The following is a 13,773-nucleotide window of genomic DNA, read 5'->3' on the forward strand; positions in this document are numbered from 1 at the left end:
ATGTTAGAGTTACTGTTCTTACTTTTGCCTATCGCAGCCGCTTATGGTTGGTATATGGGTAATCGTAATGCTCAGCAAGAAAAACAAAAACAATCACACCAGATCTCCCGTCAATACGTGACGGGTTTGAACCTATTACTGTCAGACCAATCTGACAAAGCGGTTGATCATTTTATTGAGCTACTTCAAGTAGACAATGAGACCATCGACACTCACTTAGCCTTGGGCAACTTGTTCCGCTCAAGAGGCGAAGTCGACCGCGCTATTCGAATTCACCAAAATCTTATCTCTCGTTCGGGGCTTACTCTCGACCAGAAAAATCTCGCACTGCAACAATTAGCTAAAGACTACATGGTCTCTGGTTTTCTTGATCGCGCCGAAAAAATCTTTGAACAGCTTGTAGAAGAACCCGACCACAAAGAGGGCGCTTTGCAGCAGTTAGTTGCTATTTATCAGCAAACTCGAGAGTGGAATAAGGCTATCCATTACGGAAATATCCTCGTTAAGCTTGGTAAGAAGAAAATGAAAATGCGTGCGACAGTAGCGCATTTTTGGTGTGAACTTGCGATGCAGGAGCAAGCTGATGGCAATCGCTCTAAAGCACTTCAGCACTTCAAGAAGGCGCTTTCTGAAGATCCTAAATGTGTTCGTGCAAGTATTGCTTTAGGTAAGTTCCACTTAGCGAATGAAGATTACCAAAAGACAATTGATTGTCTGGAGTCGGTACTCGAACAAGATATCGATTTTATCAGTGAGGTGTTGCCAACTCTTGCTGAGTGTTACCACAAACTTGGACAAGAAGCTCAACTGGTCGAGTTCCTGAAAGCGTGTATACAGAAGAAAGCCGGTGTATCTGCCGAACTGATGCTGGCGCAATTGGTTGCTCACCATGAAGATGTAGGCTCTGCGCAAGAGCTACTGACCAAGCAGCTTGTTAAAAACCCAACCATGAAAGGTTTTTATCGATTAATTGATTACCACCTAGCGGAAGCTGAAGAAGGTCGAGCGAAAGACAGCTTAACCACACTTCAGTCTATGGTTGGTGAACAACTTAAGGTTAAGCCCCATTATCGCTGTCGTCAGTGTGGTTTCTCAACACATTCAATGTATTGGCACTGCCCTTCATGTAAGGGGTGGGGAACGATCAAGCCTATTCGTGGGCTTGATGGTGAATAGATTTGTGGTCATTTTAAGACCAAATTATTAATTGCAGCTTTCGGGCTGCATTTTTATGACTGTTATTTATCACCTGATTTGGTGATTGAAATTTTTAGAAAGTTAACTGCGTTAGGAGATGAAATGAACGACCAAAAAATCATTGTAGCTTTGGATTATGACAACCAAGCGGATGCGTTAGCCTTTGTTGATCGTATTGATCCAGCATCTTGCCGCCTAAAAGTGGGCAAAGAGATGTTTACTCTGTTTGGCCCTGAATTTGTTCGTGAATTGCATAAGCGTGGTTTCTCAGTATTTTTAGACCTTAAGTTTCACGATATCCCGAACACATGTTCAAAGGCAGTCCGCGCTGCCGCTGAACTAGGTGTATGGATGGTGAACGTACACGCAAGTGGCGGTGAGCGCATGATGACGGCTTCTCGCGAAATCTTAGAACCGTATGGTAAAGATCGCCCGTTGCTAATCGGCGTAACTGTCCTAACCAGTATGGAGCAATCTGACTTAGCGGGTATTGGCTTGGATCTTGAACCACAGCAGCAAGTGATGCGCTTAGCTTCTCTAACGAAGAACTCTGGCTTAGACGGTGTTGTATGCTCTGCACAAGAGGCTTCTTTGCTTAAAGGCGCACTTGGTCAGGAGTTCAAACTAGTGACTCCAGGTATTCGTCCTGTAGGCGCTGATGTTGGTGACCAGAAGCGTATCATGACCCCTTCTAAAGCGATTGAATCGGGGTCAGACTACCTTGTTATTGGTCGTCCTATTACTCAAGCTATTGACCCAGCTGCTGTACTTGCAGAGATCAACGGTACGCTAGCTTAAGTTTATATTTAGCTCGAGATATAAATAACAAAGGCCAGCATATTGCTGGCCTTAATTGTCTTGTCCGGATTAGTCTAAACTGGAATGAATTCTCTGCACAGAGTTTAAACTGGAGCACCACTATGGAATTTGAAGTCACTGTCTTCTGAAGTGATAAGTTCCGCTTCTACTTGCGCAAAATGAGCAATACGCTCTGAAATATCTTTACCTGCGATCTGTTCTGCTAGCTCAAGGTAATCTTGGTAGTGGCGAGCTTCTGAGCGAAGTAGAGACACGTAAAATTTCTCCATGTCTTCTTCCAAGAAAGGAGCCAATTTAGCGAATCGTTCACAAGAGCGAGCTTCAATAAACGCGCCGATGATAAGCTTATCAACCAGAGCATCAGGCTCGTAAGTCTTAACTTGTTTGATCAAGCCTTTAGCATAACGACCCGCCTCGATTGGCTGGTAAGTTACGCCTTTCTTCTCCATCAACTCCATGACTTGGTAGAAGTGATGCAGCTCTTCTTTGATCAGCAGTACCATCTTATCGATCAGATCAGCACCGTAATTACAGCCTTCTTTCGCTGTGATTTGCTTGGATACGTTGCTTTTACCACGCAGAGACTCTAAGTCTCCGATACGACGGTAAGCAAATTGCTCGTATGGCAAAATCCATTCATTCAGTTGTTTCGCACTTTCTTTATCAACTGCGTACTTGCGGATAAGGAACAAGGCACTCTGTGCTGCTTTAAGTTCACACAGCATGTGATCGCGTAGAATGATGTGCAGATTTTCAGGCTTTTTGGCTTCATCTATCCATGAATCTGGCGTTTCTGCTTTCAGAAAAGAGTGGATTGGAGCGAGTAGTTCTTGATACATGGTCAGGGAAAGTTTGTTGATAATACGGGGATTTTATCACAGCTCAAGAGATCTCCCTATACAGAGAAAGGAAATTCAACAGCTATAAAAAAGGCCGCCTATTTAATGTAAATAAGGCGGCCTTTAATTGTTGAGTTAGACTGTTACCATTTTTTCTTTTGACCGAAGAGGGCATCCATATCGTCTTCTCGCTCTTTAGATTCGATCTGTTGTAAATCTTGAGCGTTCTTATCTTGGCGTTTTTGATCAAGCTCGTCGAGCATCTGCTGTAGCTTTTCTTTTGCTTGATTAGAGTACGAATCATTTTTGGTTGCTAGCGCATCGATACCTTTACGCAGTAACTGAATTGCTGTTCCCGGTTGCCCACGAGAAATCGAGTCGTTTGCACGTTTGATAACGTTTTCAATGTTGATACGAATTTGAATTGTCTCTAGACGAGCGTTTTCAACCACATAAGCTTGAGTCTCGAAGCGACCCTTATTGTGTTCGTTGCGGACTGTATCACGTAGGCGCTTAACGAGCTTTAGCATCATGATTGCTTGCTTGTCACTACTTGGTACGCGGAAAACTGTGCTCTCACCACCTTTGTAGTTCTCTTTGAGCTGAGTGATCTGTTGTTTTACGCTTTCAATGCGTTGGGCAAGCTGCTTATTTTTTGGATCGAGTTGATACATGTTTTCTAATGCATCAAGAATCCGATTGTTTAAGCACACAAGAAGATCTTGGCTAAACGGCATGTGATGAGCGTTGCCAATCAGTTCTTCTGTACCGTCAATAATGGTTAGATAACGAGAAGCTTCCTGTTTCTTCGCTGTTTCTACCTTAACTTTATATTGAAGCATGATGTTGTAGCCTAAAACTAACACCAAAAGAACGGCTACTAAGGCGATTATTAAACCAATATTCATATATTTGAGTCTGCTTATTATTTTCTATAGCTAACCTGAGAGGATACACGATTCCATTGTGTATCGGCACTCGTAAATTGCAATTTCTGATTATCTCTTGTTGAGCGAAATCGGCAATCAAAACTTACCCACTAATGTATGAGAATGAGGGTTGGGTTGCAAAGCGTTAGTGATGTTTTTGTTTGTTAAGCTAGAAAAACTCAATTTTTCTGTCATTTTTGTGTTTGAAGCGTTATAACTATTAATTATATTACACGAGACTATAACGCTCTCTTTGCAAATAAGTTAGCACAGAAATGAGTAAAGGATTACGAGGTTAGATATGAAGTTACAGCAACTGAAGTACATTGTTGAGGTTGTAAACCATAACCTAAATGTTTCAGCTACAGCAGAGAGTTTGTACACATCTCAGCCAGGCATTAGTAAGCAAGTTAGATTACTTGAAGACGAGCTAGGCATTCAGATTTTTGAGCGTAGCGGTAAGCATTTAACACAGGTTACCCAAGCCGGTGAGGATATCATTCGCATCTCTCAAGAGATTTTGGCTCGTGTTGAGAGCATTAAAGCCGTAGCGGGTGAACACACTCATCCTGAGATGGGTACATTGAATATTTCAACCACTCATACCCAAGCTCGTTATGCTCTGCCTGATGTGATTAAAGGTTTCACTGCGCGTTATCCAAAAGTATCGCTTCACATGCACCAAGGCACACCAAGCCAGATGTCAGAAGCGGTAGCGAAGGGTACAGCGAACTTTGCGATTGCAACAGAAGCGCTGCACCTTTATCAAGATGCGATCATGCTGCCGTGTTACCACTGGAACCGTTCAATCGTTGTGACCAAAGATCACCCTCTGGCACAGAAGCGAAATATAACGATCGAAGATCTTGCGGCTTATTCTCTAGTGACCTACGTATTTGGTTTCACTGGTCGTTCTGAGCTTGATACTGCGTTCAATAAAGTTGGTCTAACACCGCGTGTTGTGTTTACCGCGACCGATGCGGACGTCATCAAAACGTATGTTCGCATGGGCATTGGTGTGGGTGTCATCGCAAGTATGGCGATTGACCACGAGCAAGATACCGATTTGGTTGCAATTGATGCGAGTCACCTATTTGGTGCTAGCACCACAAGCATTGGCTTTAGAAAAGGCACATTCCTGCGTTCTTACATGTTTGATTTTATGGAGCGTTTTGCGCCGCACCTAACTCGCCCAGTAGTTGAGCAAGCCATTTCTTTGAAGTCTAATGAAGAGATCGAAGAGATGTTTAAAGATATCGAACTACCTGTTCGTTAATCTCTTCATTTAAAGCTAGACTCTTATTCGGCCTGTATTTACAGGCCGTTTTGTTTTCGGCTTTATTGGGCGTGCGTTTTTTAGTTCTCTTTGTCTCGAACCTTTCCATTTGAAGCTCTTACCCCTACAATCCACGCACCATAGGGGGAATCATGCATTCACGATTTACAATTCTCGACTCATTTTTGTTAGAGCACCAAGTTTATTGGCGTTCAGAGCCTTTTCACCTATGCCAAACTCAACAGCAACCATGGCAAGAGGCCAATAGTCCACTTGTTGACTGGTTAGAAGACTTAAGCATTGAAAGCATTCAAACTTTAAAAGAAAACCCTGAGCTGTTGGCCGAGGAACTGATTCGTTTCCTTCCTGATTTAGAGCTCGCGAATCAAAATATTCAGTTTGATAATACAGCTTTGGTAGGGCTCCACCTCCCTCGTGGTACTGCCGATGGTATTCCAGGTAGAAAGTTGCAACAAATCGTGTCGATGGGAGAGGCGGTACTTGATCACCACCATGGTAAAGAGTGGCTGGAGTGGTGTTCTGGTAAAGGCTTCCTTGGTCGAATCTTATCTCAACAATCGAAGCAAAAAGTGACCAGCTTCGAGTGGCAACAATCGCTGTGCGAAAGCGGCCAAAAGATTGCAGATGCACAACGTTTAGAAATGACGTTTGTTCAAGGTGATGCCTTTTCTGAGAGTGTTGATGAGGTGTTTAATTCCAATCAACATGCGGTAGCACTGCATGCCTGTGGTGATCTCCATGTTGAGTTAGTTAAAAAGTCCGTGTCGCATGGGCTTCCTGCTGTGACTATATCCCCTTGTTGTTATCACCTTATTCGTGACGACAACTACAAAGCGATGTCATCAGTGGCACAAGCCTCGGCTTTAACATTGAGCAAGAGTGATTTACGAATTCCACTCCAAGAAACCGTTACTGGTGGCGAAAGGGTAAAGCGACATCGCCAATTGGAGATGAGTTATCGCCTAGGCTTCAGTCAGTTACTCAAGGCTGAAATGGGGATTGATGAATACATTCCCGTGCCGAGCATCAAAAAATCAGAATTGTCTGCGGGCTTTAAAGCTTTTTGTTTATGGGCTTCAGAGATTAAAGAGCTCCCAATTCGTTTGGATACCGATTTTGAGTCTTATCTTGTTCAAGGGGAGCAACTTTTCTGGGAGATGGAAAAACTAAGCCTGGTTCAGCAAGTCTTTAGACGACCATTAGAGATATGGCTAGCGTTGGATCGCGCGATTTATTTAAAAGAACAAGGCTACGAAGCCACCATCGAAGAGTTTTGTGAACGTAGTGTCACACCTCGAAATCTGTTGGTTCATGGTGTTAAGAGCGATAGATAAACGATGCGGTTATTAGAAAGCGTGCTAATCATAGCTTTCGAACGATAGTGTTATAGAGACAAAAAAGCCAGTTCGACAAAATCGGACTGGCTTTTTAATGTGTGGATTAACTGAACGCTTCAACGAGAAAATTTGACGCTCAGTTAGTTACTACATCATTAGTTAAACATTGCGATAGCTTCTGCTGGATCTACGTATTCAAGGTCAAAGCTTTCTGCAACTTCTTTACAAGTTACTTTACCGTGAATGACGTTTAGACCTTCTAGGAAGCCTTCATCAGATAGAAGTGCTTCGCGGTAGCCTTTGTTCGCTAGCTTAACAATGTAAGGAAGTGTTGCATTGTTTAGTGCGTAAGTTGAAGTACGCGCTACAGCACCTGGCATGTTTGCAACACAGTAGTGAACTACGTCATCAACGATGTAAGTTGGGTCTGCGTGAGTGGTTGCGTGAGAAGTCTCGAAACAACCGCCTTGGTCGATTGCAACATCAACAACTGCTGAACCTGGCTTCATCTTAGCGATGTGCTCTTTTGTAACCAGTTTAGGCGCTGCTGCACCAGGGATTAGTACTGCACCAATCACTAGGTCTGCTTCTAGAACATGCTTCTCGATAGCGTCTTCAGTAGAATAAACCACTTTTGCGCGACCTTGGAATTCTTCATCAAGACGACGAAGTGTATCTACGTTACGGTCAAGGATTGTAACATCAGCGCGAAGGCCAACAGCCATACGTGCTGCGTTAGCACCTACAACACCGCCACCAACAACAACAACTTTTGCTGGTTCAACACCTGGAACGCCACCAAGAAGAAGACCACAACCACCGTTAGATTTCTCTAATGTTTGTGCACCTGCTTGAATAGACATGCGACCAGCTACTTCAGACATTGGTGCTAATAGTGGCAAGCGACCCATATTATCTGTTACAGTCTCATAGGCTACGCAGACAGCTTTGCTCTTGATAAGCTCTTCAGTTTGTGGAAAATCTGGTGCAAGGTGTAAATAGGTAAATAATATTTGCCCTTCGCGAAGCATAGCTCGCTCGACAGCTTGAGGTTCTTTAACCTTTACAATCATCTCTGCTTTCGCGAAAACGTCAGCAGCAGTAGGAAGAATGGATGCGCCTACAGCGATGTAATCATCGTCTGAAAAACCGATACCAGTACCGGCATTGGTTTCTACAAAAACTTGGTGGCCGTGTGAGATTAGTTCTCTCACGCTAGCTGGGGTCATACCAACGCGGTATTCGTGGTTCTTGATTTCCTTAGGTACGCCAATGATCATCCTGACTCCTCATTTTATTTTGGTTGTTTTATCTATGTGTAGGGTAATTCTGTCGAATTAATATCTAGTATAGATAGGTTCAGATAAAATTTGATACTGAATATTAAAAAGTTGTAGTATATTTTTTTGCAAGGAAGTAATAAGGTGGAATAAAAAATGGCAGACAATTATAAGAAGCCGTCCAAGGAACTAGATCGTATTGACCGCAACATTCTTAATGAGTTGCAAAAAGACGGTCGTATCTCAAACGTTGAACTCTCAAAACGAGTAGGACTTTCTCCAACTCCATGTCTTGAACGTGTTCGTCGTTTAGAACGTCAAGGTTACATTACTGGGTACACAGCATTGCTGAACCCACAGTACCTTGATGCTTCACTTTTAGTGTTTGTTGAAATTACGTTGAACCGTGGTGCGCCAGATGTGTTCGAACAATTCAACACCGCTGTGCAGAAACTGGATGACATCCAAGAGTGTCATTTAGTGTCGGGTGATTTTGACTATCTTCTAAAAACACGTGTATCTGATATGGGTGCTTACCGTAAGCTACTGGGTGATACGTTACTTCGTCTACCGGGCGTAAACGACACTCGAACTTACGTTGTAATGGAAGAAGTGAAACAAACTAATCAACTTGTGATTAAAACTCGTTAGTCACAATTGGTGAAATGAAAGAAAGCGGACATTTGTTCCGCTTTCTTGCTTTCTGGAATTGGGTTTTTCTGTTTGATATGGTTAAATCAACAGTAGTTTCATTGAAACGAGCGGCTTTTGCCGCTCGAGATGTTTTTATCCCGTTTAATTATTAAGTTGGTTTATGTTCAAGCAGAGCAGTAATAAAGTAGAAACAATCATTAAAACGAGTGAAGAGCCTCAGTCTCCTCGTTTGAGTGGTTCTCAACGTCTCAAAGAGTGCAGCCTGATTCTCGGTGTTCTCTTCTCTATTCTACTTGCCGTTGCGTTATTAACTTTTAGTCCAGCTGACCCATCATGGTCGCAAACGGCGTGGGGTGGTGACATTCAAAATGCGGGTGGTTATCTAGGTGCTTGGTTGGCGGATACACTTTTCTTCATATTTGGTTCTTTTGCTTACCCTTTGCCTATCTTGGTGACGGTTGCTGCGTGGGTATTATTCCGCAAACGTAATGAAGACGAGCAGATCGACTTCATGCTGTGGGGCACTCGCTTACTTGGCCTGACTATCCTAATCCTTACTAGTTGTGGTCTAGCGGATATTAACTTTGACGACATCTGGTACTTTTCATCAGGTGGAGTCGTGGGTGACGTCTTAACAAGCCTTGCACTTCCGACGTTGAATGTTCTTGGTAGTACGCTGGTTCTTCTTTTCTTATGGGGTGCTGGTTTTACTCTATTAACTGGTATTTCTTGGTTAAGCATTGTGGAATGGTTAGGTGAATGTGCCATCCAATTCTTCACGTCTGCTGTTAATAAGGCTCGTGGCCAAGATCAAGAGCTACTAGAGCCTCAGCTAAGAGAAACAGCAGACCGCGATTTAATCGAAGAACGTCATCAAGAGCCGAGTTACCGTGATGTTCCTGCTTTAGAAGATAACAAAGAATCAACAGAGCATGATCCACTAGATCCTGCAATGAGCTTTTCTGCGACCAATGATTCGTCAGATGCGGCTGCAAGTGCGCTAGAGAGCGCTGCGACACCGAAGCGCCATTACAATATTCACATGCCTGTTGAGGCGCCAGCGAAGCAAGAAGCTTCAGAACAAGAAGAACCTCAGGTTCAGCGCCAACCTCAAGTTGCACCTGAGTCGATCCCTGTAGCACCTGTTTACCAAGCGCCAGAGGAGCCTTTAGAAGAAGGTGTGGAGCGTTCTAAGCAGCTTAATGCCACTATCGAGCAGCTAGAAAACGCCGCTATGTATGAAGATGACCTTGCGGAGCAAGAGCAGGTTGATGCGCATGAATCTCAAATCGCGTATCAGCAATACATGCAGAATGAGCAACAAGACGTTACCTCTACTGATACGGCTCTTGAAAGTGCAGAACCAGAGGTCAATAGCTCGCCAGAAGTAACGAATGAATTCGATGTTGAAGATGTTCAGCCAGAATCTCTATACGCTTCACCAATGGGTGAGCCAGAAGCAACTGTGGAAGACGATTTCTCTGCACAAGCTTCACCATTTGATGTAACGGAAGAGCAGGCTGACGAACAGACTTTCGCTCCTGAAGCTCAGCAGACTGAAACCGAGCAAGCTGATGCAGAATTAGCTGATGAGCAATTTGAACCTTTCTCTTATCAAGAAGAACATTCAGAGCCTGAACAGCCAACAGCACAAAGCCAAGAGTCAGCTGTTGATCTTCCTTGGGAAGAAGTTACGGAAGAAGAGCCTTCGCATCAAGATCAGGATGTCGCCGCATTCCAAAGCATTGTTTCTGAAGCCCAAGCGAATATGGCTGCGGCGCAGAACCCGTTCTTGGTTCAACAAGATGTTAATTTACCGAAGCCTGCTGAGCCATTACCAACACTTGAATTGTTATTCCACCCTGAAAAGCGTGAAACCTTTATTGACCGTGACGCACTAGAGGCAATTGCTCGTCTTGTGGAATCTAAGCTAGCGGACTACAAGATCAAAGCCGATGTGGTTGATATTTTCCCAGGTCCAGTAATCACTCGATTCGAGCTGGATCTTGCTCCAGGCGTGAAAGTGAGCCGTATTTCTGGCCTTTCTATGGACTTGGCTCGTTCGCTCTCTGCATTGGCTGTACGTGTTGTCGAGGTGATTCCGGGTAAACCTTATGTTGGCTTAGAGCTGCCGAACATGAGTCGTCAAACGGTATTCTTCTCAGATGTGGTTGCTAGCCCTCAGTTCCAAGAAGCGAAATCGCCGACGACAGTGGTTCTAGGACAAGACATCGCAGGTGAAGCCGTCATTGCTGATCTATCGAAAATGCCTCACGTTCTGGTTGCTGGTACAACCGGTTCTGGTAAGTCGGTAGGTGTGAACGTAATGATTCTGAGTATGCTTTACAAAGCATCACCGGAAGATGTTCGATTCATCATGATCGACCCGAAAATGCTTGAGTTATCGGTTTACGAAGGTATCCCTCATCTATTGTCTGAAGTGGTAACCGACATGAAAGATGCGTCGAACGCCCTTCGTTGGTGTGTTGGCGAGATGGAACGCCGTTATAAGCTGATGTCAGCGTTAGGCGTTCGTAACATTAAAGGTTACAACGATAAGCTTAAGATGGCTGCGGAAGCGGGTCACCCAATTCACGATCCACTGTGGAAGCCGGGCGACAGCATGGACCCTGAAGCCCCATTGCTTGAGAAGCTGCCTTACATTGTGGTTATCGTTGATGAATTTGCCGACCTAATCATGGTGGTCGGTAAGAAGGTTGAAGAGCTGATCGCGCGTTTGGCACAAAAAGCACGTGCGGCGGGTGTTCACTTGATCCTAGCGACGCAACGTCCTTCGGTGGATGTTATTACCGGCCTTATCAAAGCGAACATTCCAACCCGTGTGGCCTTTACGGTATCAACCAAAACGGATTCAAGAACTATCCTTGACCAAGGTGGTGCGGAATCACTATTGGGCATGGGTGATATGCTTTACTTGCCACCGGGCTCTAGTCATACAACTCGTGTTCACGGTGCCTTTGCATCTGATGATGATGTACACGCAGTTGTGAATAACTGGAAAGCGCGTGGTAAGCCAAACTATATTGATGAGATCACTAACGGCGAACAAACCCCAGAAACCTTGCTTCCGGGTGAGAAGATGGAAGGTGATGAAGAGGTCGACCCTCTGTTTGATCAAGTGGTAGAACACGTTGTTCATTCACGTCGTGGCTCAGTTTCAGGCGTACAGCGTCGATTCAAGATTGGTTACAACCGTGCTGCACGTATTGTCGAGCAACTTGAAGCTCAAGGTATCGTAAGTGCTCCAGGCCATAACGGTAACCGAGAAGTCTTGGCACCAGCTCCACCAAAAGATTAGTTCCACTAGGAACTCATACCCATTAAGTCGGTCAAATCGAAAATATGACCGACTTATGTTCTAACAGGATTATTGATGAAAAAAGTATTCGCACTTTTATTTATGAGCTTCTCAGTGCTTGCTTCTCCGAAAGAAGAGTTGAGTAGCCGTTTGGCATTGAACGCAGGCTTTAGTGCTGACTTTAAACAAGTCGTGACCAGCCCTGATGGTGATGTTGTCATGGAAGGCGAGGGCACGGTAGAGATTGCTCGCCCTAGCTTATTCCGCTGGGAAACCACTTTCCCTGATGAAAACCTATTGGTATCTGATGGCCAAAGCTTGTGGTACTACAGCCCGTTCATTGAGCAAGTGAGTATTTATTGGCAAGAGCAAGCGACATCGCAAACACCTTTTGTTTTGCTTACACGTAACCAAGAAAACGATTGGGATAACTACAACGTCGCGCAAACAGGTAACCAATTTACACTAACACCAACGGCAGCGGACTCTAATCAGGGTGACTTCCAGATTAATATCACCGAGAAAGGCATTGTTCAGGGCTTTAATGTGATTGAACAAGACGGTCAAAAAGGTGAGTTTACCTTTAGCAATGTTGACTTGGGTAAACCTGCAGCAGACCGTTTTACTTTTGTGGCGCCGGAAGGTGTCGAGGTCGACGACCAAAGAAACTGATCTAAAGAAGCAGATCGTTTGGTAGTACGTCGATAGGCATTAATGCCATCAACGAATCAAGAGATTGCAATTGAGTAATTACAGCTTAGATTTTGCGGGGGACGAAGATTTTCGTCCCCTTGCTGCTCGTATGAGACCGGAAACTGTCGAACAGTATATCGGTCAGCAGCATATATTAGGCCCAGGTAAACCACTTCGCAGAGCATTGGAAGCGGGTCATATCCACTCGATGATTTTGTGGGGGCCTCCGGGCACCGGTAAAACGACGTTAGCCGAAGTAGCGGCAAACTATGCGAATGCAGAAGTTGAACGCGTATCGGCGGTAACTTCGGGCGTAAAAGACATTCGTATTGCGATTGAAAAAGCGCGTGAGAACAAGCAAGCAGGGCGCAGAACCATCCTGTTTGTGGACGAAGTCCATCGCTTTAACAAAAGTCAGCAGGATGCTTTTCTGCCTCATATCGAAGATGGTACCGTGACCTTTATTGGTGCGACGACAGAAAACCCTTCTTTTGAGTTGAACAACGCTTTGTTGTCACGTGCGCGTGTCTACAAACTGACTTCTCTCAATACCGAGGATATTTCCCTCGTCATCCGCCAAGCGATTGAAGATAAGCAACGTGGGTTAGGTGATGTGCCTGCTGATTTTGCTGATAATGTTTTAGATCGCCTTGCAGAACTGGTTAACGGCGACGCGCGTATGTCGCTTAATTATCTTGAACTGCTGTATGACATGGCAGAAGACAACGATAAAGGTGAGAAATCGATAACCTTGCAGCTGTTGGCTGAAGTGGCCGGTGAGAAAGTCGCTCGTTTTGATAATAAAGGCGATATTTGGTATGACCTAATATCTGCAGTTCATAAGTCAATTCGTGGTTCAAACCCTGATGCGGCTTTATATTGGTCGGCACGCATGATTGCGGCAGGTTGCGATCCTCTGTATATCGTTAGACGCTTGCTGGCGATTGCTTCTGAAGATATTGGCAATGCTGACCCTCGCGCAATGCAAGTCGCGATGTCGGCTTGGGATTGTTTTACACGTATTGGCCCTGCTGAAGGGGAGCGTGCGATTGCACAGGCGGTTGTTTATCTCGCGTGTGCACCAAAGAGTAACGCCGTTTATACAGCTTGGAAGCAAGCGTTAACAGACGCGCACAATCTGCCTGAATATGAAGTCCCTCATCATTTACGGAATGCACCCACAACTTTGATGAAGGACATGGGCTACGGGCAAGAATACCGTTATGCTCATGACGAACCTGGAGCCTACGCGGCTGGGGAAAAGTATCTGCCTCCTGAAATGGGAGAGAAGCAATACTATTTCCCAACAAAACGAGGCTTAGAGACCAAAATTGGCGAGAAGCTAGATTATCTGGCGGATTTGGACGCAAAAAGCCCACAAAAACGCTATGAAAAGTAGTCTTTTTTGG

The 13,773-nt window shown here is 44.6% G+C and carries 11 protein-coding genes; 8 read left to right on the forward strand and 3 right to left on the reverse strand.

The features are described 5' to 3' along the window. Both lapB and pyrF read left to right on the forward strand, forming a co-directional pair. Positions 1–1,176: a lipopolysaccharide assembly protein LapB gene (gene lapB, locus CWO08_RS09530; RefSeq protein WP_016769333.1), complete on the forward strand. Its 1,176-nt coding sequence runs from the start codon at positions 1–3 to the stop codon at positions 1,174–1,176. A 123-nt stretch (positions 1,177–1,299) separates the two neighbouring features. Beyond that, positions 1,300–1,995 (forward strand): orotidine-5'-phosphate decarboxylase, encoded by a 696-nt coding sequence (gene pyrF / locus CWO08_RS09535; protein WP_017078954.1) that lies wholly within the window; start codon positions 1,300–1,302, stop codon positions 1,993–1,995. Between the two features lie 104 nt (positions 1,996–2,099). Here the strand turns inward: pyrF and CWO08_RS09540 are convergent, their stop codons facing one another. Together CWO08_RS09540 and CWO08_RS09545 are read right to left on the reverse strand one after the other, a co-directional pair. Beyond that, positions 2,100–2,855 (reverse strand): tRNA-(ms[2]io[6]A)-hydroxylase, encoded by a 756-nt coding sequence (locus CWO08_RS09540; protein WP_048658293.1) that lies wholly within the window; start codon positions 2,853–2,855, stop codon positions 2,100–2,102. Between the two features lie 143 nt (positions 2,856–2,998). Next, entirely contained in the window at positions 2,999–3,763 is a 765-nt protein-coding gene (locus CWO08_RS09545) for a hypothetical protein (RefSeq protein ID WP_048658294.1), read from the reverse strand. A 322-nt stretch (positions 3,764–4,085) separates the two neighbouring features. Here CWO08_RS09545 and cysB point away from each other — a divergent pair, with 322 nt between their 5' ends. Both cysB and CWO08_RS09555 read left to right on the forward strand, forming a co-directional pair. Next, positions 4,086–5,060, forward strand: coding sequence for an HTH-type transcriptional regulator CysB (cysB, locus tag CWO08_RS09550; protein WP_017060244.1), 975 nt, complete (start codon positions 4,086–4,088; stop codon positions 5,058–5,060). Positions 5,061–5,212: 152 nt separating this feature from the next. Continuing rightward, complete coding sequence (locus CWO08_RS09555; protein WP_108020346.1) at positions 5,213–6,415, forward strand: methyltransferase; 1,203 nt, start codon at positions 5,213–5,215, stop codon at positions 6,413–6,415. A 158-nt stretch (positions 6,416–6,573) separates the two neighbouring features. Here the strand turns inward: CWO08_RS09555 and ald are convergent, their stop codons facing one another. Continuing rightward, on the reverse strand, positions 6,574–7,698 hold the full coding sequence (gene ald, locus CWO08_RS09560) for an alanine dehydrogenase (protein WP_017060246.1): 1,125 nt from the start codon (positions 7,696–7,698) through the stop codon (positions 6,574–6,576). A gap of 156 nt (positions 7,699–7,854) precedes the next feature. Here ald and lrp point away from each other — a divergent pair, with 156 nt between their 5' ends. From lrp to CWO08_RS09580, 4 genes are all read left to right on the forward strand, one after another. Next, the gene (lrp, locus tag CWO08_RS09565; RefSeq protein ID WP_004734558.1) at positions 7,855–8,349 is read left to right on the forward strand and encodes a leucine-responsive transcriptional regulator Lrp; all 495 of its coding nucleotides are present in this window, start codon (positions 7,855–7,857) and stop codon (positions 8,347–8,349) included. Between the two features lie 163 nt (positions 8,350–8,512). After that, positions 8,513–11,671: a DNA translocase FtsK 4TM domain-containing protein gene (locus CWO08_RS09570; RefSeq protein WP_108020347.1), complete on the forward strand. Its 3,159-nt coding sequence runs from the start codon at positions 8,513–8,515 to the stop codon at positions 11,669–11,671. Positions 11,672–11,746: 75 nt separating this feature from the next. Beyond that, positions 11,747–12,343, forward strand: coding sequence for an outer membrane lipoprotein chaperone LolA (gene lolA / locus CWO08_RS09575; RefSeq protein ID WP_108020348.1), 597 nt, complete (start codon positions 11,747–11,749; stop codon positions 12,341–12,343). Positions 12,344–12,407: 64 nt separating this feature from the next. Further along, a complete protein-coding gene (locus tag CWO08_RS09580) occupies positions 12,408–13,763 on the forward strand; it encodes a replication-associated recombination protein A (RefSeq protein ID WP_276605534.1) in 1,356 nt (451 codons plus the stop codon). Positions 13,764–13,773: the final 10 nt, after the last annotated feature.

It is taken from the genome of Vibrio sp. 10N.286.48.B8 (genome assembly GCF_003050085.1).
GTDB lineage: Bacteria > Pseudomonadota > Gammaproteobacteria > Enterobacterales > Vibrionaceae > Vibrio > Vibrio crassostreae.